At 62.5% G+C, this 20,779-nt stretch carries 18 protein-coding genes and 1 pseudogene; 15 read left to right on the top strand and 4 right to left on the bottom strand.

Annotated elements, in window-relative coordinates; translation table 11 throughout:
* The first annotated feature begins 409 nt into the window (after positions 1 to 409).
* The 15 genes and pseudogenes from benR to AK81_RS29715 all read left to right on the top strand — a co-directional run bounded on the left by benR (position 410) and on the right by AK81_RS29715 (position 15,090).
* Entirely contained in the window at positions 410 to 1,366 is a 957-nt protein-coding gene (benR, locus tag AK81_RS18900; RefSeq protein WP_043201285.1) for a benABC operon transcriptional activator BenR, read from the top strand.
* 103 nt (positions 1,367 to 1,469) lie between these two features.
* A pseudogene (locus tag AK81_RS30485) lies at positions 1,470 to 1,715 on the top strand (RHS repeat-associated core domain-containing protein); the annotation flags it as partial.
* Between the two features lie 584 nt (positions 1,716 to 2,299).
* On the top strand, positions 2,300 to 3,658 hold the full coding sequence (gene benA / locus AK81_RS18895) for a benzoate 1,2-dioxygenase large subunit (protein ID WP_043201301.1): 1,359 nt from the start codon (positions 2,300 to 2,302) through the stop codon (positions 3,656 to 3,658).
* Positions 3,655 to 4,140: a benzoate 1,2-dioxygenase small subunit gene (benB, locus tag AK81_RS18890; protein WP_043201283.1), complete on the top strand. Its 486-nt coding sequence runs from the start codon at positions 3,655 to 3,657 to the stop codon at positions 4,138 to 4,140. The genes benA and benB overlap by 4 nt, the downstream gene beginning before the upstream one ends.
* Positions 4,141 to 4,212: 72 nt before the next feature.
* Positions 4,213 to 5,223, top strand: a complete 1,011-nt coding sequence (gene benC, locus AK81_RS18885; protein WP_043201275.1) for a benzoate 1,2-dioxygenase electron transfer component BenC — start codon at positions 4,213 to 4,215, stop codon at positions 5,221 to 5,223.
* 145 nt (positions 5,224 to 5,368) lie between these two features.
* The gene (locus tag AK81_RS18880; RefSeq protein ID WP_043201272.1) at positions 5,369 to 6,130 is read left to right on the top strand and encodes a 1,6-dihydroxycyclohexa-2,4-diene-1-carboxylate dehydrogenase; all 762 of its coding nucleotides are present in this window, start codon (positions 5,369 to 5,371) and stop codon (positions 6,128 to 6,130) included.
* Positions 6,131 to 6,186: 56 nt separating this feature from the next.
* On the top strand, positions 6,187 to 7,518 hold the full coding sequence (locus tag AK81_RS18875; protein ID WP_043201269.1) for an MFS transporter: 1,332 nt from the start codon (positions 6,187 to 6,189) through the stop codon (positions 7,516 to 7,518).
* 29 nt (positions 7,519 to 7,547) lie between these two features.
* Entirely contained in the window at positions 7,548 to 8,462 is a 915-nt protein-coding gene (gene catA, locus AK81_RS18870) for a catechol 1,2-dioxygenase (RefSeq protein ID WP_043201267.1), read from the top strand.
* A 140-nt stretch (positions 8,463 to 8,602) separates the two neighbouring features.
* Positions 8,603 to 9,802, top strand: coding sequence for a benzoate/H(+) symporter BenE family transporter (locus AK81_RS18865; protein ID WP_043201265.1), 1,200 nt, complete (start codon positions 8,603 to 8,605; stop codon positions 9,800 to 9,802).
* A gap of 53 nt (positions 9,803 to 9,855) precedes the next feature.
* Positions 9,856 to 11,106: an OprD family porin gene (locus tag AK81_RS18860; RefSeq protein WP_043201264.1), complete on the top strand. Its 1,251-nt coding sequence runs from the start codon at positions 9,856 to 9,858 to the stop codon at positions 11,104 to 11,106.
* Positions 11,107 to 11,180: 74 nt separating this feature from the next.
* Positions 11,181 to 12,239 (top strand): metal-dependent hydrolase, encoded by a 1,059-nt coding sequence (locus AK81_RS18855; protein WP_043201263.1) that lies wholly within the window; start codon positions 11,181 to 11,183, stop codon positions 12,237 to 12,239.
* Positions 12,240 to 12,317: 78 nt separating this feature from the next.
* Positions 12,318 to 13,229 carry a LysR family transcriptional regulator gene (locus AK81_RS18850; protein WP_043201262.1) on the top strand — a complete coding sequence of 304 codons (912 nt, stop codon included), beginning with the start codon at positions 12,318 to 12,320 and terminating at the stop codon, positions 13,227 to 13,229.
* A 100-nt stretch (positions 13,230 to 13,329) separates the two neighbouring features.
* Positions 13,330 to 14,310 carry an LLM class flavin-dependent oxidoreductase gene (locus AK81_RS18845; protein WP_043201261.1) on the top strand — a complete coding sequence of 327 codons (981 nt, stop codon included), beginning with the start codon at positions 13,330 to 13,332 and terminating at the stop codon, positions 14,308 to 14,310.
* A 160-nt stretch (positions 14,311 to 14,470) separates the two neighbouring features.
* A complete protein-coding gene (locus tag AK81_RS18840) occupies positions 14,471 to 14,683 on the top strand; it encodes a cold-shock protein (RefSeq protein WP_016499620.1) in 213 nt (70 codons plus the stop codon).
* 185 nt (positions 14,684 to 14,868) lie between these two features.
* Positions 14,869 to 15,090 (top strand): cold-shock protein, encoded by a 222-nt coding sequence (locus AK81_RS29715; RefSeq protein WP_154100816.1) that lies wholly within the window; start codon positions 14,869 to 14,871, stop codon positions 15,088 to 15,090.
* On the opposite strand, the gene AK81_RS18835 is transcribed toward AK81_RS29715, so the two are convergent.
* From AK81_RS18835 to AK81_RS18820, 4 genes are all read right to left on the bottom strand, one after another.
* Positions 15,065 to 16,192, bottom strand: coding sequence for an alkene reductase (locus tag AK81_RS18835; protein WP_043201260.1), 1,128 nt, complete (start codon positions 16,190 to 16,192; stop codon positions 15,065 to 15,067). The two genes, AK81_RS29715 and AK81_RS18835, sit on opposite strands and share 26 nt — an antisense overlap.
* Positions 16,193 to 16,556: 364 nt before the next feature.
* Positions 16,557 to 17,567, bottom strand: coding sequence for an aldo/keto reductase (locus AK81_RS18830; protein WP_043201258.1), 1,011 nt, complete (start codon positions 17,565 to 17,567; stop codon positions 16,557 to 16,559).
* 72 nt (positions 17,568 to 17,639) lie between these two features.
* Positions 17,640 to 19,160: an FAD-dependent oxidoreductase gene (locus AK81_RS18825; protein WP_043201257.1), complete on the bottom strand. Its 1,521-nt coding sequence runs from the start codon at positions 19,158 to 19,160 to the stop codon at positions 17,640 to 17,642.
* Positions 19,161 to 19,369: 209 nt separating this feature from the next.
* Positions 19,370 to 20,698, bottom strand: a complete 1,329-nt coding sequence (locus AK81_RS18820) for an MFS transporter (RefSeq protein WP_043201256.1) — start codon at positions 20,696 to 20,698, stop codon at positions 19,370 to 19,372.
* Between the last annotated feature and the right edge of the window lie 81 nt (positions 20,699 to 20,779).

The following is a 20,779-nucleotide window of genomic DNA, read 5'->3' as shown; positions in this document are numbered from 1 at the left end:
CCTGAAAGAAGTAGAAGATGATGTTTGGGATGTGTTCCTGTGTGACCATCTCCTGGGGAGGCTTGAACGGGGTGCAAACCGCGTCCAAGCCTCAAATGTGTAAACCATGTCCCCGGTTTACGATGTAAACGATGTCTCCGGTCGTACACCAAGAAGAGGCCGCGACAGGTAAACACTGTTCGATAAACGAACATTAGCTGCGCCTGACCTGTCCGCTATCCGCCCATCCAATCCCGCCGCCGCATTGCCCAAACCCTGCCTTTTTGCTGTAGTGTGCCTATCCACCGGTTGTCGCCTGCCCCCGCGACCCGCAACCGGCCCGATAGAATGACCGTGACGACTGCAACCACAGCCCACAAGGCCGTAGGACGCGGCGACCAGAACAATAACGATACCGAGTGCCTTGCCTATGGAAAGCCGCCTGCTGAGCGAGCGCAGTAGCGTGTTTCACCACGCCGACCCTTATGCTGTGTCCGATTATGTGAACCAGCATGTAGGCCAGCATTGCATCGGTCTGTCCCGGACCACCCATCCCCAGGCCAGCCTCAGCCACCGCAAGTTCGCCGAACTCGACCTGTGCCGCATCAGCTACGGGGGCAGCGTGCGCGTTACCTCGCCAGCGCTGGAAACCATCTACCACCTGCAAGTGCTGCTGAACGGCAACTGCCTGTGGCGCGGGCACAAGCGCGAGCAGCACCTGGTACCCGGCGAACTGCTGCTGATCAACCCGGATGATCCGGTTGACCTGACCTATTCGGAAGACTGCGAGAAGTTCATCCTCAAAGTGCCCACCCGGCTGCTGGACTCGATCTGCGACGAGCAGCGCTGGCACCGGCCCGACGGGGGCGTGCGGTTTTTGCGCAATCATTATCGGCTGGATGAACTGGATGGGTTCGTCAACCTGCTGGCCATGGTTTGTCATGAAGCGGAAGTGAGCGATTCGCTGCCCAGGGTGCAGGGCCACTACAGCCAGATTGTCGCGAGCAAGTTGCTCACCCTGATGAGCACCAATATCCGCCGCGAAAGCCTGAGCGCACCGCAGGCCGGCCTTGAGCGCATTCTTGATTACATCGAACGCAACCTGAAGCTGGAGCTGTCCGCAGAAGTGCTGGCAGAGCAGGCCTGCATGAGTTTGCGTTCGCTCTATGCGTTGTTTGAACAGCACCTTAGCACCACGCCCAAGCATTACGTGCGGCAGCGAAAGCTTGAGCGGGTGCATGCCTGTCTCAACGATCCGAGTTGTGGCGTGCGCAGCGTGACAGAGCTTGCGCTGGATTACGGTTTCTTGCACCTAGGGCGCTTTTCCGAGGTGTATCGCCAGCAGTTTGGCGAACTGCCTTCGCAGACGTTCAAGCGGCGGGGATGAGGCACGATAGCCTGGCCACCTGATAATTCTGCCAGTTGTTTGTATTTCATGCGCAAGCCACCCTTAACTTTATCTCGGGTAAAAGGTGGCAATCATGTCGACTTCATTGCAGTACACCCTTTATGGGCATGACGGATGCGATCAATACGCATCAGTCCTGCGCTTCAACGGGCAGAGAACAGAATCCGCCACAGGGTACTACCTGCTGGGGAACGGATACCGTGCGTTCAATCCCGTTTTGATGAGATTCCACAGCCCTGACAGTTTGAGCCCAATGGGTGCTGGAGGATTAAATTGTTATGCCTACTGTGGTGGGGATCCGGTTAATTATAGTGATCCCAGTGGGCATATAAAGTTTCCCAAGATTTCAAAAGCCCCTACGCTCCGGACTATCTGGGAAACGCCTGAAACTCCGAGGCCACGTCAACACCCTACCAACCTGTCGAGTGTCCGATCCTATGCGGGAGCCGCTGACCATATTGTAAGCAAGCAAGTTGTAGGCACTATCAACAGTCTTGGACGTGGTTACGGTGATCAAATACAACCCATCATGAATTCACCGAACTGGTCAGATGCTCAAAAATTATTGGTGCAAGGCACTGCAGTGAAGCTATCCAGCAACATCGGAGAAAATTTGAAGAGAGCCGCTGGCTATCCTGTCAATCCGGCTGCGACTCCCATCTCGTCCAACAGTCAATTAATGGATGCGCTCGCGGTAGTCGCACCACTCAATGCAAAAATGCAAGCGGCAGGTAGCATGAACACGCTTGTGAACGATGTTGTTGCAAGCTGGCTCCATGACCCCAAACGACGGGTTCCCAAGGTGCGAGATCCCGGCACAGCTGGATAGCACTCTGCACAATCCGGATAGTCCCCCGCCAGTCGTCTCCCTAACCTGACCAGGTCTAAACAATAACAATGGAGACCCTGGCCATGTCCCTGGGATTCGACTACCTCAATGCCATGCTCGAGGACGACCGTGAAAAGGGCATCTACCGCTGCAAGCGCGAGATGTTCACCGACCCACGCCTGTTCGACCTGGAGATGAAACACATCTTCGAGGGCAACTGGATCTACCTGGCCCACGAAAGCCAGATCCCCGAGAAAAACGACTTCCTCACCCTGACCATGGGGCGCCAGCCGATCTTCATCGCGCGCAACAAGGACGGTGAGCTGAATGCCTTCCTCAACGCCTGCAGCCACCGCGGCGCCATGCTGTGCCGGCACAAGCGCGGCAACCGTTCCAGCTATACCTGCCCGTTCCACGGCTGGACGTTCAACAACAGCGGCAAACTGCTGAAGGTGAAAGACCCGAGCAACGCCGGCTACCCCGACAGCTTCAACTGCGACGGCTCGCACGACCTGACCAAGGTGGCGCGATTCGAATCGTACCGGGGCTTTTTGTTTGGCAGCCTGAATGCCGATGTGAAGCCGTTGGTGGAGCACCTGGGCGAGTCGGCCAAGATCATCGACATGATCGTCGACCAGTCGCCGGAAGGCCTGGAAGTGCTGCGCGGTGCCAGCTCGTACATTTACGAAGGCAACTGGAAGCTCACCGCCGAGAACGGCGCTGACGGGTACCACGTCAGCTCCGTGCACTGGAACTACGCCGCTACTCAGAACCAGCGCAAGCAGCGCGAGGCGGGCGACGAGATCAAGACCATGAGCGCCGGCTCCTGGGCCAAGCAGGGCGGCGGCTTCTACTCCTTCGATCACGGCCACCTGCTGTTGTGGACCCGCTGGGCCAACCCGGAGGACCGCCCGGCCTATGAGCGCCGCGACCAGCTGGCCGCCGACTTCGGCCAGGCACGTGCCGACTGGATGATCGAGAACTCGCGCAACCTGTGCCTGTACCCGAACGTGTACCTGATGGACCAGTTCAGTTCGCAGATCCGCGTTGCCCGGCCCATTTCGGTGAACAAGACCGAAATCACCATCTATTGCATCGCGCCCAAAGGCGAAAGCGCCGATGCCCGTGCCAAGCGCATCCGCCAGTACGAAGACTTCTTCAACGTCAGCGGCATGGCCACCCCGGACGACCTGGAAGAGTTCCGCTCGTGCCAGACCGGCTACGGCGGCGGCACCGGCTGGAACGACATGTCCCGCGGTGCGAAACACTGGGTTGAAGGCGCCGATGAGGCGGCCAGGGAGATTGAGCTCGCACCGCTGCTGTCCGGCGTGCGTACCGAGGACGAAGGCCTGTTCGTGCTGCAGCACAAGTACTGGCAGGACACCATGATCCAGGCCTTGAAGGACGACCAGCAACTGATCCCCGTGGAGGCCGTGCAATGAGCCTGTATGAGACCGTGCGCGACTTCCTCTACCGCGAAGCGCGCTACCTGGACGACGCCCAGTGGGACCAGTGGCTGGAACTGTACGCCAGCGATGCCAGCTTCTGGATGCCAAGCTGGGACGATGACGACACCCTCACCGAAGACCCACAAAGCGAAATCTCGCTGATCTGGTACGGCAACCGTGGCGGCCTGGAAGACCGCGTGTTCCGCATCAAGACCGAGCGTTCCAGTGCAACGGTGCCCGACACCCGCACCTCGCACAACATCAGCAACATCGAGATCGTCGAGCAGGGCGAGGGCGGCTGCCAGGTGCGTTTCAACTGGCACACCCTGAGCTTCCGCTACAAGACCACCGACAGTTACTTCGGTACCAGCTTCTACACCCTCGACCTGCGCGGCGAACAGCCGCTGATCAAGAGCAAGAAGGTGGTGCTGAAGAACGACTACGTACGCCAGGTCATCGACATCTACCACATCTGATACAGGGTTTTGCGAGCACTGCCCGGTGCGTCTTGCGACGTGCCGTGGGCCGGCTCGCCCGCGAGGTGCAACATGAGCTACCAGATCGCACTGAATTTCGAAGACGGGGTTACCCGCTTCATCGAAGCTGCCGGCCATGAAACCGTGGCTGACGCTGCCTACCGCCAGGGCATCAACATCCCGCTGGACTGCCGCGACGGCGCCTGCGGTACCTGCAAGTGCAAGGCCGAATCCGGCCGCTACGACCTGGGCGACAACTTCATTGAAGATGCCCTGAACGAAGACGAAATTGCCCAAGGCTACGTACTGACCTGCCAGATGCGCGCCGAAAGCGACTGCGTCATCCGCATCCCGGCTTCGTCGCAGCTGTGCAAGACCGAACAGGCCAGCTTCGAGGCCGCCATCAGCGACGTGCGCCAACTGTCAGCCAGCACAATCGCCCTGTCGATCAAGGGTGAAGCGCTAAGCCGCCTGGCCTTCCTGCCGGGCCAGTACGTCAACCTCAAGGTGCCGGGCAGCGAGCAGACCCGCGCCTATTCGTTCAGTTCGTTGCAGAAGGGCGGCGAAGTCAGCTTCCTGATCCGCAACGTACCAGGCGGGTTGATGAGCAGCTTCCTGACCAACCTGGCCAAAGCCGGCGACAGCATGAGCCTGGCCGGGCCGCTGGGCAGCTTCTACCTGCGGCCGATCCAGCGCCCGCTGTTGCTGTTGGCTGGCGGTACCGGCCTGGCGCCGTTCACCGCGATGCTGGAGAAGATCGCCGAGCAGGGCAGTGAGCACCCGCTGCACCTGATCTATGGCGTGACCAACGACTTCGACCTGGTCGAGCTGGACCGCCTGCAAGCGCTGGCGGCGCGCATACCCAACTTTACCTACAGCGCCTGCGTGGCCAACCCGGACAGCCAGTACCCGCAAAAGGGCTACGTGACCCAGCACATCGAGCCACGCCACCTCAACGACGGGGATGTGGACCTGTACCTGTGCGGGCCACCGCCGATGGTCGAGGCGGTCAGCCAGTACGTGCGCGAGAAGGGCATCACACCGGCCAACTTCTACTACGAGAAGTTTGCGGCGGCGGCCTGACAGATCGCCGGGGCCGCTTTGCGGCCCTTTCGCGACACAAGGCCGCTCCTACAGGGAAACGCGATCCATGTAGGAGCGGCCTTGCGTCGCGATGGAGGGCGCAGCCCTCCCAATTGCCATTAACCGGTTCATGCAGGAGAAACACATGAACAACAGATTCCAAGGCAAGGTCGCCCTGGTCACCGGTGCCGCCCAGGGCATCGGCCGGGGCGTGTGCTGGCGGCTCAAGGCCGAAGGCGCGCAAGTGGTGGCGGTAGACCGTTCCGAACTGGTCCACGAGCTGGCCGGCGAAGGCATGCTCACCCTCACCGCCGACCTGGAGCAACACACCGATTGCACCCGGGTCATGGCCAGTGCGGTGGAAACCTTCGGCCGCCTCGACATCCTGGTGAACAACGTCGGCGGCACCATCTGGGCCAAGCCTTTCGAACACTACGAAGTCGAGCAGATCGAGGCCGAAGTGCGCCGTTCGCTGTTCCCAACCCTGTGGTGCTGCCATGCCGCGCTGCCGTACATGCTTGAGCGCGGCAGCGGCGCCATCGTCAACGTCTCGTCCATCGCCACCCGTGGCGTAAACCGCGTGCCCTATGGCGCGGCCAAAGGCGGTGTCAACGCGCTTACCGCATGCCTGGCCTTCGAAACCGCCGGCCGGGGTATCCGCGTCAACGCCACTGCGCCCGGCGGCACCGAAGCACCACCCCGGCGCGTGCCACGCAACAGCGCCTCGCAAAGCGAACAGGAAAAACACTGGTACCAGCAGATTGTCGACCAGACCCTCGACAGCAGCCTGATGCACCGCTACGGCAGCATCGACGAGCAGGTGGGGGCGATTCTGTTCCTCGCTTCCGACGAGGCTTCATACATCACCGGCGTAACCCTGCCGGTCGGGGGCGGCGACCTCGGCTGAGCAACACCCCAAGGCAACAGCTTTCCATCACAACAAAAACAAGAGCGACAGATGCCATGCGAACCCTTGACGTACACCCGATCATCGATAACGCGCGCTTTACCCCGTTTCACTGGATGGTCATGGCCTGGTGCGGCCTGTTGTTGATCTTCGACGGCTATGACCTGTTCATCTACGGCGTGGTACTGCCGGTCATCATGAAAGAGTGGGGCCTGACCCCTTTGCAGGCCGGTGCGCTGGGCAGCTACGCGCTGTTCGGCATGATGTTCGGCGCCCTGGCGTTCGGCAGCCTGGCCGACCGCATCGGGCGCAAGAAGGGCATTGCCATCTGTTTCGCCTTGTTCTCGGTGGCGACCATCTTCAACGGTTTTGCCAGCAGCCCGAGCGAGTTTGGCATCTACCGCTTTATCGCTGGCCTGGGCTGTGGCGGCCTGATGCCCAACGCCGTGGCATTGATGAACGAGTACGCGCCCAAGCGCTTGCGCAGCACACTGGTCGCGATCATGTTCAGCGGCTATTCGTTGGGCGGCATGCTGTCGGCGGGCGTCGGCATTTTCATGCTGCCGCGTTTCGGCTGGGAGTCGATGTTCTTCGCAGCTGCAGTGCCTTTGCTGCTGTTGCCGGTGATCCTGTATTACCTGCCAGAGTCCATCGGTTTTCTGGTGCGCAAGGGGCGTACCGAGGAAGCGCGTGCCTTGCTCAAACGGCTGGACCCGCAATGCGACGTGCAGGCCGATGACGTGCTGCAGGCGGCTGACCGCAAAGCCGGTGGCGGGGCGTCGGTGCTGGAGCTGTTCCGCAACGGCCTGGCCATTCGCACCCTGGCGCTGTGGCTGGCGTTCTTCTGCTGCCTGCTGATGGTTTATGCACTCAGCTCCTGGTTGCCGAAACTGATGGCCAACGCTGGCTACAGCCTGGGCTCCAGCCTGTCGTTCCTGCTGGCGTTGAACTTCGGCGGCATGGCCGGGGCCATCCTCGGTGGCTGGCTGGGCGACCGCTACAACCTGGTCAAGGTCAAGGTGGCGTTCTTCATTGCCGCCGCGCTGTCGATCAGCTTACTGGGCGTCAACAGCCCGATGCCGGTGTTGTACCTGCTGATCTTCATTGCCGGCGCCACCACCATTGGTACGCAGATCCTGCTGTATGCCGGCGCTGCGCAAATGTATGGGCTGTCGATGCGTTCCACGGGGCTTGGCTGGGCCTCGGGTGTCGGCCGCAACGGCGCCATCGTCGGCCCCTTGCTGGGCGGCGCACTGATGGGGATCAACCTGCCCCTGCAACTCAACTTCATCGCCTTCGCCATCCCAGGCGCGATTGCCGCCCTGGCCATGGCCGTGCACCTGGCCAGCGGCCGTCGGCAGGCCCAGGCCGTGGCAGCGCAGGCATAAACCGAAAAGAACAAGGTGAGGTACCGCACATGACCGTGACAATTTCCCACACTGCCGAGGTACAGCGGTTTTTCGAGGAGGCCGCAGGCTTTGGCAACGATGAAGGCAACCCACGCCTGAAGCGTATTGTGCAACGCGTGCTGCAAGACACCGCGCGGCTGATCGAAGACCTGGACGTCAGCGAGGACGAGTTCTGGCATGCCGTCGACTACCTCAACCGCCTGGGTGGGCGCGGCGAAGCCGGGCTGCTGGTGGCGGGCCTGGGCATCGAGCACTTCCTCGACCTGTTGCAGGACGCCAAGGACCAGCAGGCAGGGCTTGCCGGGGGTACACCACGCACCATCGAAGGCCCACTGTATGTGGCGGGCGCGCCCATCGCCCACGGTGAAGTGCGCATGGACGATGGCAGTGAAGACGGCGTGGGCACGCTGATGCATCTGCAAGGCCAGGTGTTCGACCCGCAAGGGCAACCGCTGGCAGGGGCCACAGTTGACCTGTGGCATGCCAATACCCGTGGCACCTATTCGTTCTTCGACCAGAGCCAGTCCGACTACAACCTGCGCCGTCGCATCGTCACCGATGCCGAAGGGCGTTATCGCGCGCGCTCCATCGTGCCGTCGGGCTACGGATGCGACCCGCGGGGGCCAACCCAGGAGTGCCTGGACCTGCTGGGCCGCCATGGCCAGCGCCCGGCGCACGTGCACTTCTTCATCTCTGCACCGGGGCATCGGCACCTGACCACGCAAATCAACCTGTCCGGGGACAAGTACCTGTGGGATGACTTTGCCTACGCAACGCGGGATGGGCTGGTGGGGGAGGTGGTGTTTGTCGAGGGTGAAGCGGGGCGGCATGCCGAGCTGAAGTTCGACTTCCAGTTGCAACAGGCCCAGGCCAGCGCGGATGAGCAGCGCAGCAGCAGGCCGAGGGCTTTGCAGGAGGCCTGATACACCGAGTTGGCTTCTTCGCGGGCTGCGCGAACCCGGGGCACTGCACTGGACCTGTGGGAGCGGGCAAGCCCGCGAAGAAGCCAACACCAGAACAAGAGCCAGCCACAAAGGCCGGCCGATGCCTTGCGAGATGCCCCATGAAAACCCTGATCAAGGACAGTTCGCTGTCCGCCATCGTCGCTGGTTGCATTGCCACGATGATCTCCTACGCCGGCCCGCTGGTGATCATTTTCCACGCTGCCGAAGCGGCCGGGCTGTCTCACCAGCAGTTGTCATCCTGGGTCTGGGCAGTGTCCATGGGCAGTGCCGTGCTCGGTGCGCTGCTCAGCCTGCGCTACCGCGTGCCGGTGGTGATCGCCTGGTCGATCCCCGGCTCGGCGCTGCTGGTCACCGCCTTGCCGCAACTTGGCCTGGAGCAGGCCGTGGGTGCCTACCTGGTGGCCAACCTGGTGCTGCTGCTGATCGGCATCAGCGGGGCCTTCGACCGCATCATCGCTCGCCTGCCCGGGTCCATCGCCGCCGGCATGCAGGCTGGCATCCTGTTCAGTTTCGGTATCGAAGTGTTCCGCGCCTTGCCCGTGCAGCCGTTGCTGGTACTGGCGATGTTCGTCACCTACGTGCTGATGCGCCGGGTTCAGCCCCGTTATGCAGTGGCTGCGGTGCTGTGCGTGGGCACCCTGGTAACCGTGGCCAGCGGTGCATTCCGTAGCGAGGCACTGGTGCTGGAACTGGCGTCACCGCAGTGGATCACCCCGCAGTTCAGCCTGTCGGCGGTGGTCAGCCTGGCGCTACCGATGGTACTGGTGGCGTTGACCGGGCAATTCATGCCGGGCATGGCGGTGTTGCGCAATGCAGGTTACGCCACACCGGCCAGCCCGTTGATCAGCGCCAGTGCCCTGGCCGGTGCCGCGCTGGCGCCGTTCGGCTGCCACGGGCTGAACCTGGCAGCGGTTACCGCCAGCCTGTGCACGGGCCATGAGGCCCACGAAAACCCACGGCGGCGCTATGTGGCGGCGGTGGCTGGCAGCACGCTTTACCTGCTGCTGGGCATTGCCGGTGCCACATTGATGTCGCTGTTCGCAGCCTTTCCCGCCGCGCTGATCGCGGCCCTGGCCGGGCTGGCTTTGTATGGGGCCATCAGCGAAGCCCTGGCCCGCAGCCTGGCAGAACCGGCCGAGCGTGATGCCGGGCTGTTCACTTTCCTGGTCACCGCGTCGGGGGTGGCTTTCCTTGGCCTGTCGGCGGCGTTCTGGGGGTTGTTGTTCGGCCTGCTGGCCCATGCACTGCTCAGGCTGCGCCAGCCACGTGCCCGGGAGGTGCTGCGCCGCACCCCATGAACTGCCGTTTTCCAACGCTTTATCCATAAAAACAAGATCAAGAGAGCTTCGGAATGAACCACACCCCATGCGTTGCCCTGGGCCTGACTTTGCTCAGCCAACCATTGCTGGCCGCCGAAGGCGGTTTCTTCGAGGATTCGAAGGCCACGCTGAGTGCCCGCAACTATTACTTCAGCCGCGATTTCTCCGACATTGTCGGGGCCAACAAGCAGTCCAAGGCCGAGGAGTGGGCACAGGGCTTTATCCTCGACTTCAAATCCGGTTACACCCCCGGTACGGTGGGCTTTGGCGTGGACGCCCTGGGCCTGCTGGGCATCAAGCTCGACAGCAGCCCCGACCGCACCAATACCGGCCTGCTGCCGGTGCATGGCGACGGCCGTGCTGCCGACGAGTACAGCCGCCTGGCGCCCACCTTCAAGGCCCGCCTGTCGAAGACCGAACTGCGTGTCGGTGAGCTGCAACCGAACCTGCCGGTACTGACCTTCAGCGACATCCGCCTGCTGCCACCGACCTACCAGGGCGCGAGCGTGAGCTCGTCGGAAATTGACGGGCTGACCGTGCAGGCCGGGCATTTGAAAAGCACCCACCTGCGCAACGAAGGCGGCGACGGCAAGATGAACGCGATGCTCGGCCATGTGCCGATGCGTCAGGCCGAGAGCGATGCCTTCAACTACGTCGGCGGGGACTATGCGTTCAATGCCAACCATAGCAGCGTCAGCCTGTGGTACGGGCAACTGGAGGATATCTACGCACAGGGCTTTGTCGGCCTGAAGCACAGCAAACCCGTGGGGGACTGGGTACTCGGCGCCAACCTGGGCTACTTCACCGCGCGTGAGGACGGCGACGCGTTGCTCGGAAACATCGACAACCAGGCGTTCTTCTCGATGTTCACCGCCCGGCATGGCGGGCACAGCTTCCATGTGGGTTACCAGGGTATCTATGGCGACAGCCCGTTCCCACGGGTATTCGCCAACATCTCGCCGCTGGGTAACGAGGTGCCCACCTATGAATTCGCCTACACCGACGAGCGTTCGTACCAGGTGCGTTACGACTATAACTTCGCAGCCATGGGGGTGCCGGGGTTAACGGCGACCGTGCGCTACATCACCGGTAACAATGTCGATACCGGGCTGGGTTACGAAGGGCGTGACCGGGAACGTGACCTGGATATCGGCTATGCGGTGCAAAGTGGAGTGCTGAAGGGGCTAGGGATCAGGGTGCGCAATGCCATGGCGCGGTCCAACTACCGCAGCGACATCGACGAAAATCGTTTGACGCTGGTGTACACATGGCAGCTGTTCTGAGCCACCCAGGGGAATTGCGCACCAGGGGCGTATGAAGGTAGTTTCCGGAAACGACTCTTTCAGGAATGCCACCCTTGGACTCCATTACCCAAGCCGTACTCGGCGCGGCCCTGCAAGGGACCGTGCTCGGGCGCATCCAGGGCCGCCGCTCGCTGCTGTATGGCGCAGCACTGGGCACGCTGCCGGACCTGGATGTGATCATCCGCTACGCCGACCCGGTGTCGCAGATGACCTACCACCGCGGCTTCTCCCACTCGCTGTTCGTGCTCACCGGGCTGGCTTTGCTGCTGGCCTGGCTGGTGAACAGATGCTGGCCCGGCAAGGGCTATACCTTGCCCAGGCTGTTTGTGGCGTTCTGGCTGGTATTGGTCACCCACCCGGTGCTCGACGCCTTTACGGTCTACGGCACGCAGTTGTTCTGGCCCTTACAGGTAACCCCACAAAGCTGGGCGGCGGTGTTCATCATCGACCCGGTCTACACCTTGCCGCTGCTGGCTGCGGTGATCTACGCCATCATCAAGGGCGTGACCAGCAGGGCTAGCCGCCTGCTGACCATTGCCCTGGTGTTCAGCACCAGCTACCTGGGTTTCGGCCTGGCCGGGCGCATGGCGGCCGAGCAGCGCTTCCAGGCGGCGCTCGACCAGCAAGGCATCGTCGCCAGCGAGGTACGCGCCGTGCCGATCGCGTTCAACAGCCTGGTCTGGCGGGTGCTGGCAAAGACCCCGGACGGCGATTACTACGAAGGCATCAGCAGCGCGTTCGACCGGCAAGCACCAGAAATGCAGCGCCTGCCCCGTAACCTGGAGCTGGCCAAAGCCCTGGCAGGTGACCCTTTGCACCAGCGCTTGCGCTGGTTCACCGATGACTGGCTGCGCTATGACCAGGTGGGCAACGCGCTGGTGGTCACCGACCTGCGCATGGGCATCCCCGGCAATTACACGTTCCGCTTCAACATCGCCCACCGCGACAGCCAGGGGCACTGGATTGCCGATGTGCCTTCGAAGTGGCAAGGCAGTGGGCCTGGCTCGATGTTCAATGGTGATGACCTGCTGCTGATCTGGCGGCGCATCATCGAACAGCAGCCACCACTGCCGTTGGCCGCCTGGACCGACCGCTACCTGAGGGCAGAATGAGGGTTGGAATGGAGCTGCACCTTGTATTACCTGGATCCGCACCCATCTAAGCCGGTCTGACTTCTGCCAGGAAACACCATGGAACCCAACCGCTTCGGCGACATCGCCGCTTTCGTCAGCGCCGCCAAGGCCGGCAGTTTCACCGCTGCCGCCGCCAGCCTGGGCCTGACGCGCTCGGCGGTGGGCAAGAGTATCGCCCGGCTGGAAGCGCGCATGGCTGTGCGCCTGTTCAACCGCACCACACGCAAGCTGAGCCTTACCGACGAGGGCCTGGTGGCCTATGAGCGCTGGCGGCAGATTCTGGATGACCTGGACGAGGTGGAAAGCACCATGGCCCAGCGCCGCGGCAAGCCCACCGGCACCTTGCGCCTGACTGCGCCGCTGTCGCTCGGCCAGCGCCATGTGCTGCCGATCCTGGACCAGTACCTCAAGCAGTGGCCTGAGCTGCGCGCAGACATCCGCTTCACCGACCGCTTCGTCGACCTGGTCGAGGAGGGCGTGGACGTTGCGGTACGTATTGGCGCACCCAAGGAAGACTCGCAGCTGTTGACCCGCACGGTGGCCTGGCAGCAGTTTGTCACCTGCGCTTCGCCCGCGTATCTCGATGTGCGAGGTATTCCCCTGGTGCCTGCCGACCTTTATGGTCACGACAAGATCGCCTTCCTCGCTGGCGAAAAATCCATGCCCTGGCGCTTCAATACTGAAGCGGGGCTGCACCTGTGCGAAGACCCTGGGCGATTGAACATTGACAGCTCGGAGGCGATGCTCGACGGTGCCCGCGCCGGTTTCGGGCTGATTCACCTGCCCACCTACATCACCGGTAACGACCTGCGTGCCGGCACCTTGGTGGAAGTGCTGCACGCCTACCGGCCACCGGCGGACCCGATTCGCATCGTGTACCCGAGCAAGCGCCACCTGTCCCCCCGGGTACGCGGTTTCATCGACTTGTTGGTGGCCAGCTGGGAAACGGGCGTGCCTTGGGAATACTGACTGGGGAATATCAGGCCCCAATCCCGGGCCTGAACCTGGGTTTATCGCTGGCGGCGCAGCAGGGAGACTGTCAGCCACTGATAATCCCTCTGGAGACCCCATGACTGCACTGTCCGTACTGGATCTGGTCATGATCGGCGACGGCAAGACCTTCGCCGACGCGATCGAAGAATCCCGCCAGCTGGCGCGCCATGTCGAGCAACAGCGCTACAGCCGCTACTGGATCGCCGAGCACCACGACATGCCGGGCATCGGCTCGGCTGCCACTTCACTGATGATCAACGAAATTGCCAATGCCACCCGGCACATCCGCGTCGGCGCCGGTGGCATCATGTTGCCCAACCATGCGCCGCTGGTCATAGCCGAGCAGTTCGGCACCCTCGATACCTTGCACCCGGGCCGTATCGACCTGGGCCTGGGCCGCGCGCCTGGCACCTCCGGGCCGACCGTGCGCGCCTTGCGCGGCGCAGCGCCAGAGCGTGATTTCAGCCAGGACATCGCCGAACTGCGCGATTACCTGGCCGACAACGGCCAACGCCGGGTGCGTGGCGTGCCTGGCAGCCACGATGTGCCGGTGTGGATCCTCGGCTCCAGCCTGTTTGGCGCCGACCTGGCAGCGAAGCTGGGCCTGCCCTATGCCTTCGCCTCGCACTTTGCCCCGCGTTACCTGCTGCAGGCAATTGCCCATTACCGCGCCAACTTCCAACCCTCAGCGCAATTGGCCAAGCCTTATGTGATGGTGGGCATGAACCTGTTCGCTGCCGCCAGTGATGCCGAGGCAGACTACCTGGCCAGCTCCCACCGCAAGTGGATGCTGGACCTGCACGTGGGGCGCCTGGGGTTGTTGCCAAAACCGCAAGAGGGCTATGTCGAGCGCCTGCCGGAGCACGAGCGGGCGGTGCTTGAACAGGTGATGGCCTGCACCGTGGCGGGCGGGCCGCAGCGGGTACGAGAAGGGCTGCGCTCGCTGATCGAGCAGACCGGGGCAGATGAACTGATGATCGACTGCCGCATGCACGATCCGCTGGCGCGGCAGCGTTCATACGCTTTTGCGGCTCAGGCCATGGCGGATCTTGTGTAGTGGCGCATGAGTTTTCAGCGATTTTTTTGCGTACTGATAAAAGTGTCAGTGGCTAGTTCGCCTCAGATCGCCCAAGATGCACTGTGAAGAGGCTAGTCGATCGACTGGCGGCTTTAACTGTCCACGCAAACGCACCAATCGGCATTCGAGGGTTTACAGCATGTCCAACAGACAATCAGGTACGGTCAAATGGTTCAACGATGAGAAGGGGTTCGGTTTTATCACCCCGGACGGCGGTGGCGACGACCTTTTCGTTCACTTCAAAGCCATTGAATCGGACGGCTTCAAGTCGCTGAAAGAAGGCCAGAAAGTGTCTTTCGTTGCTGAGAAAGGGCAGAAAGGCATGCAGGCTGCGCAAGTGCGCGCCGAATAATTTGCCTGAGTGACTGGCACGCCAGGCGTGCCCGGCCACTGGAGAACGGAGCCCCTGGAGGGCTCCGTTTTTTTTAAACTTACAAGCCGTTTGCCTGACAAAAATGCCAGTAGAAGGCGTTGAGTTGCCCATGCATGATTACGCTTGGAACGCTGCAAGCACGCAGCTGACAGGAGGCGCAATCCATGACTAGAAAAGCCCAGCGTCCTATTTCTGCAATCTCACTGACATCCGCTGAACTTGCTGCGGCGGGAGACGCAGAGGTGGTTTTTTTGCGCGGCGCTGTCGGCGATGGCACGCCGGTGATTCGTGAAGGCCAGAACGTCAGTTACGAAGTGGTCCGGGGGCAGGATGGTCGTTTGTATGCGGTGAATATCATCATTATCGATGAGCCCAACCTTCACTAGCGCCCAGGGCCTGGTGCAGAAACGGATAGTCTGTGTAGCCTTCAGGCCCATTGGCGTAATCAAATTGCGTCCGATGTTCGTTCAGAGGTGCCTGCACCCGTAGCCGCTGTACAAGGTCAGGGTTGGCGATGTAGCTGCGCCCGAACGCCACGGCATCGATCAAACCACGCCCGATCAAGTCTTCGCCTTTCTCGGCGGTGTAGGCACCCGCAGCAATGATCACCCCCGGATAGGCAGCGCGGATCGCCTGGCGGAACTCGTCACGCAGCGGCTTGCCACCGGCCCAGTCCGGCTCGGACAGGTGCAGGTAGGCGAGGTTGCGCCTGGCCAGCTCGCGGATCAGGTAAAGGCCTGCGGCCTCCTGATCTTCGCCATTGTCCACGCCATTGAACCCACCCAGCGGGAACACGCGGATACCCACGCGCTCGGCACTCCAGTTGGCAATCGCCGCGTCCACCGCTTCAAGCACGATGCGCGCCCTGTTTTCGACGCTGCCGCCGTAGCGGTCCTCGCGCTGGTTGGCGCTGGGGGTAAGGAACTGGTGTAGCAAATAGCCGTGGGCAGCGTGCAGTTCGATGAAGTCGAAGCCGGCTTCGCGGGCGTTGACCGCTGCCTGGCCGAAGTCTGCGACGATGCCTGCGATTTCGTTCTCGCTCAGGGCACGCGGTGCGGAGGTTTCTACACGTACCAGGTTGCCTTGTTCGTCACGCAGGGTGGTACGGGCGCCGGCCGGCAGCGCCGAGGGCGCCACAGGCGCTTCGCCGCCGGGTTGCAACGAGGTGTGCGACACCCGGCCGGTGTGCCACACCTGCACGGCGCTGTGGCCACCTTCGGCGTGAATGCCTTCGTTGATGTGCTTCCAGGCGGCAATCTGCTCGGCGCTATGAATGCCGGGCGAGCCGGAATAGCCCTTGGCCTGGAAGGAGATCTGGGTGGCTTCGGTGATGATCAGCCCGGCGCTGGCACGCTGGCGGTAATACTCGGCCATCATGGCGGTTGGCACATCGCCCGGTTCGAGGCTGCGCAGGCGGGTGAGGGGGGCCATGAACACACGGTTGGCCAAGGTAAGCGGGCCGACTTGCAGAGGTTGGAAGAGTTTCATTGCAGCTCCAAAGGTAAAAAACCAATGGTGCGCACGATACCGAGGTGATTGGGGAATGGGGGGACCGGGAGCCCGGCGCAGGGCTCCCCAATGGCTTTGTCCGCACCGGCCTCTTCGCGGGTAAACCCGCTCCCACAGGTATTGCATAGCCCTCAAGCTGTGTTTCACCATCACTCAGGCTGCCGACTCTCCTTGTAGGAGCAGCCTTGTGCTGCGAAGACGCCGGTAAGGCTAAAGATTATCTTCGGCTGCAATGGCCTCTTCGCAGCACAAGGCTGCTCCTACAGGGCTTGTGGTTACCTTGAAACCATCGCAGATCCTGTGGGAGCGGGTTTACCCGCGAAGAGGCCGGTACGGGAAATAATCAGCTACGGGCCAACCGACCGCTCACATAGTGGGCCACATCATTGAACCCCGGCGTAGAGGCATGCCCCGGCGCCACCAGCGAGTCGATGAACGCTTCATCCTCCGCCGTGATCTTCACCGCCAATGCACCACCATAGGTATCCCACTGTTCCTTGGTACGCGGCCCGACAATCGCCGAACTTACGCACTGGTTGTTCAGCACCCAGGCAATGGCAAACTCGACAATGCCCACACCCTTGGCCTCTACATAAGCCTGGATTTGCCGGGCGATGGCCAGCGACTCCTGGCGCCACTCCACCTCCATGATGCGCTTGTCCTGGCGCCCGGCGCGGCTGCCGGCATCGGGCACGGCACCCGGCGCATACTTGCCACTGAGTACGCCCCTGGCCAATGGGCTGAATGGCACCACGCCCAGCCCGTGTGCGGCGGCTGCGCTGAGCTGCTCCGGCTCGGCCTGGCGGTTGACGATGTTGTACAACGGCTGGCTCACCACCGGTTTGGGCACGCCCAGCCGTTCGGCAATGTGGCAGACCTCGGCAATGCGCCAGCCACGGAAGTTGGACACGCCCCAGTAGCGGATCTTGCCCTGGCGCAGCAGGTCGCCAATGGCCTGTACGGTTTCTTCCAGCGGCACCTTGTGGTCTTCGCGGTGCAGGTAGTAGATATCCAGGTAATCCATGCCCATGCGCGTGAGTGTGGCTTCCAGCGCATTGAAGATGTGCTTGCGCGACAACCCGCTGCGGTTTGGCAGGCCGTCGGCCGGGCCGAAACCGACCTTGCTGGCGACGATCCAGTCCTGGCGATGGCGCGCCACTGCTTCACCGACGATTTCTTCCGAACGCCCGGCGTTGTACACGTCGGCGGTGTCGATGAAGTTGATGCCCTGGTCCCAGGCCTTGTCGATGATGCGCAGGGCGTCCTCGGTGCTGGTCTGCTCGCCGAACATCATGCTGCCCAAGGTAAGGGCGGAAACCTGCAGGCCACTGTGGCCGAGGGGGCGGTAGATCATGCGCGTGGGTCCTTTTACAGTCAGCTGATCCACCTGTTTTACACACAACCGGGGCGCTTTGAAAGGCACCCCTCAGCCAATCAGCGCCATCGCCTCTTGCAGGGTCAATGGGCGCTTCAGGCGCTGTGACAGTATTGCCATGGCATCGGAATACCCCTTGGCGATAACGGCCTCGACCCGTTCATCCAGACACTGAAGGGCAATGAAATCGCCTTTTTCCGGCTCGCCGACGAACTCGATCCGGTTCCACTCCCGCGCATGGCCCAGTACCTCATAGGTGCTGCCGTGCTGGTAGGTCCAGAAAAAGGGCACATCGGCGTAGCGGCGCTGCTCGCCGAGCATGTTGGCGGCGGCGATCACCCCGTGTTGCTGAGCCAGGCGCCAGTGCTCGATGCGCACTGGGCGCCCCAAAAGCGGGAAGGTAACGATGTCACCTGCGGCCCACAAACCGTCAGCGGCGCGCATTTCTGCATCGACCCGCAGCGACTTGTCCTCGGTCAGCTGTACGCCCTGGAGGAAGGCGGTGGCCGGTTTCACGCCGATGCCAAGCAGAACCAGTGGCGTCGGCAGGCGTTCACCGTTTGCCAGCAGCACCGCTTCGACATTGTCCCCGCCTTCGATCCTCTGGACTTCCGTAGGGCCATGGAAGGTGACCCCTTTGCGCTCATGCAGTTCGCGAATGCTGCGCCCGATACGGTCCCCCAGTTGCTTGGCAAGCGGGATTTCATGGCGAGTCACCACGTGCACCTGAACACCGTACTCGCACAGGGCAGAGGCCGCCTCCAGGCCGATGAAACCGTCACCCACGATCACCACCGGCTGGCCGGGCTCGGCTGCGTCGAGCAACTGCGCAGCGTCCTCCCGCGAGCGCAAGGTGAACACGCCGGGCAAATCGACGCCGGGGATGTCAGGGCGCAGTGCTTTGGCACCCGTGGCCAGCAGGCAGGCGTCGTATTCGATCTGCTGGCCATCGACGAGCGTAAGTTGGCGTTTCTGACTGTTCAAGGTGCGCACCTTGCCGTGCTTGCGCTCCAGGTGGCCCTTGCGCAGGGCGTCGGCCTCGAGCAACGCGGGCACTTCATCGGGCGCCATCTGCCCGGCAATCACGAATTTGCTCAGCGCGGTGCGGTCGTAGGCCGGCTGGCGTTCCTGGTCGATCCACACCAGCCGCCCAGCGAAGCCATGGGCGAGCAGGGTGGCAACTGCAGCGCTGCCGGCTGCACCGGCGCCGACGACTACGAAACAACGGGCATCGCTGTGCCTGGGTGGGTCGATTACTGGCAAAGGCTGGTCGTCGACCCAGACTTCATCGCCCTTCACCCAAGCCTTATAGCGGCGCAGGTCAGCCAGTGCAGGGGGTTCGCAGACCACCCCGTCATCAACGGCGAAGGCGGCCTTGTGCCAGGGGCAGACCAGCAGGCCGCCGCAGACCACGCCTTCGTCCAGTGGGGCACCTGCGTGGGGGCAGTTCCCCTGGTAGGCATGGACCTGATCGCCCTGGCGAATGAGGATGAGCTCTTCATTGCCGGCCTGGACGCGCAAGGGGCGGTGTTCGTCGAGTTGGGCCAGGCGGGCCACGGCGTGCTGGGTCATGGGGCTTCTCCAAAGGGGCCTTTGGAACCATTTGACGCCTGGGGTGCAGAGGGGATGCGTTGAGCTGACGATCGGTGGAGGAGGGAGGTTTTGTGTCGCCTGGGCGGGCCTCTTCGCGGGTGAACCCGCTCCCACAGGATCACCACAGGGTCACCACAAACGCGAAGGCTGTGGTATCCCTGTGGGAGCGGGTTCACCCGCGAACAGGCTCAATTGGCCCGTGCAGAACTCAGCGCACCCGCTCGTGTGACGCGCAGGGCCACCAGGCTACCCAGCACGATCAGCGCCGCCAGCGAATACAAGGCGGCATCGGTCGAACCTGTCTGGTCCTTGATGAACCCCACTAGATACGGGCTGAGGAAACCGGCCATCTGGCCCACGGAGTTGATGATCGCCAGGCCCGCAACTGCGGTGCCGGCACTGAGCAGCGCGGTTGGCATCGGCCAGAACATCGGCAGCCCGGTAAGCGCGCCCATGGTGGCGATCGACAGACCCAGAATGGCAATGGCCGGGTTGCCGGCGAAGTTCACCGCAATCAGCAGGCCGATAGCGCCCATCAGCATCGGCACCACAAGGTGCCAGCGGCGCTCGTTGCGCAGGTCTGCCGAGCGCCCGCAAAGGATCATGAACACACCGGCCAGCAGGTACGGGATGGCGCTCAGCCAGCCGATCAGCAGTGGGTTGTCGAAGCCCATGTTCTTGATGATCGACGGTAGCCAGAAGTTGATCGCGTACACGCCACTCTGGATGCAGAAGTAGATGAAGCCAAAGGTCCAGATCAGCGGGTTGGTCAACACGGCGAGCACGCCATCGCCCGTGGTTTTCGGCTTACCTGCAGCGTCGGCTTCGAGGTCGTTGGCGATCAGCTGGCGTTCGGCCTGGCTCAACCAAGCGGCTTTCTGGTAGCCGTCGCTGAGCAGGAACACCGCCAGCACACCCAGGGCAACGGTGGGCAGGCCCTGGATCAGGAACATCCATTGCCAGCCGGCCAGGCCGTGCTGGCCGGCAGCAAAGTGCTGGAGGATCCAGCCGGAGAACGGCCCGCCGAGCAGGCCCGACACCGGGATCGCCGACATGAACAGGGCCATGATGCGGCCGCGACGGGCGGCCGGGAACCAGCGCGAAAGGTACAGCACCACGCCCGGGAAGAAGCCGGCTTCGGCAGCGCCGGTGAGCAGGCGCAGGGCATAGAATTCGGTGGGGGTGGTTACGAACAGCAGGCAGGTCGACAGGCTGCCCCAGGCAATCATCATCAGCGCGATCCAGCGCCGCGGGCCGAAGCGGTTGAGTGCCAGGTTGCTCGGCAGGCCGCAGAGCACGTAACCGATGAAGAAGATGCCGGCACCCAGGCCGTACACCGTTTCGCTGAATTTCAGGGCGTCGAGCATCTGCAGCTTGGCAAAGCCGACGTTGACGCGGTCCAGGTAGTTGAACAGGTAGCAGATGAAAATGAACGGAATCAGCCGCAGGGTGATGCGCCGGTACAGCGCGTTGCGGGTGGTGTCCGAGCCTTGGTCAGGGGCGGGGCTGTGTGCCATGATCGGGTTCTCTGTTGTTATGGTTTTTGCCGCGTCGCCTGTTCCGGCGCTCGCCCTGACGAGTCTCGGGGACTGCGGCTA

This window comes from Pseudomonas putida W15Oct28 (assembly GCF_000708715.2).
GTDB classification, from domain to species: Bacteria; Pseudomonadota; Gammaproteobacteria; order Pseudomonadales; family Pseudomonadaceae; genus Aquipseudomonas; species Aquipseudomonas putida_R.
The sequence above is the reverse complement of the archived record's forward strand: the minus strand, read 5'-3'. Positions and strand labels throughout refer to the sequence as shown.

Bases quoted from the DNA above. Each gene is read 5' to 3' on its own strand.
- benA (WP_043201301.1), top strand. From the start codon at position 2,300: ATGTCCCTGGGATTCGACTACCTCAATGCCATGCTCGAGGACGACCGT.
- AK81_RS29715 (WP_154100816.1), top strand. From the start codon at position 14,869: ATGACTAGAAAAGCCCAGCGTCCTATTTCTGCAATCTCACTGACATCC.
- AK81_RS18825 (WP_043201257.1), bottom strand. From the start codon at position 19,160: ATGACCCAGCACGCCGTGGCCCGCCTGGCCCAACTCGACGAACACCGC.
- benB (WP_043201283.1), top strand. From the start codon at position 3,655: ATGAGCCTGTATGAGACCGTGCGCGACTTCCTCTACCGCGAAGCGCGC.
- AK81_RS18835 (WP_043201260.1), bottom strand. From the start codon at position 16,192: ATGAAACTCTTCCAACCTCTGCAAGTCGGCCCGCTTACCTTGGCCAAC.
- benC (WP_043201275.1), top strand. From the start codon at position 4,213: ATGAGCTACCAGATCGCACTGAATTTCGAAGACGGGGTTACCCGCTTC.
- AK81_RS18830 (WP_043201258.1), bottom strand. From the start codon at position 17,567: ATGATCTACCGCCCCCTCGGCCACAGTGGCCTGCAGGTTTCCGCCCTT.
- AK81_RS18850 (WP_043201262.1), top strand. From the start codon at position 12,318: ATGGAACCCAACCGCTTCGGCGACATCGCCGCTTTCGTCAGCGCCGCC.
- AK81_RS18875 (WP_043201269.1), top strand. From the start codon at position 6,187: ATGCGAACCCTTGACGTACACCCGATCATCGATAACGCGCGCTTTACC.
- AK81_RS18880 (WP_043201272.1), top strand. From the start codon at position 5,369: ATGAACAACAGATTCCAAGGCAAGGTCGCCCTGGTCACCGGTGCCGCC.
- catA (WP_043201267.1), top strand. From the start codon at position 7,548: ATGACCGTGACAATTTCCCACACTGCCGAGGTACAGCGGTTTTTCGAG.
- AK81_RS18840 (WP_016499620.1), top strand. From the start codon at position 14,471: ATGTCCAACAGACAATCAGGTACGGTCAAATGGTTCAACGATGAGAAG.
- AK81_RS18865 (WP_043201265.1), top strand. From the start codon at position 8,603: ATGAAAACCCTGATCAAGGACAGTTCGCTGTCCGCCATCGTCGCTGGT.
- benR (WP_043201285.1), top strand. From the start codon at position 410: ATGGAAAGCCGCCTGCTGAGCGAGCGCAGTAGCGTGTTTCACCACGCC.
- AK81_RS18845 (WP_043201261.1), top strand. From the start codon at position 13,330: ATGACTGCACTGTCCGTACTGGATCTGGTCATGATCGGCGACGGCAAG.
- AK81_RS18820 (WP_043201256.1), bottom strand. From the start codon at position 20,698: ATGGCACACAGCCCCGCCCCTGACCAAGGCTCGGACACCACCCGCAAC.
- AK81_RS18860 (WP_043201264.1), top strand. From the start codon at position 9,856: ATGAACCACACCCCATGCGTTGCCCTGGGCCTGACTTTGCTCAGCCAA.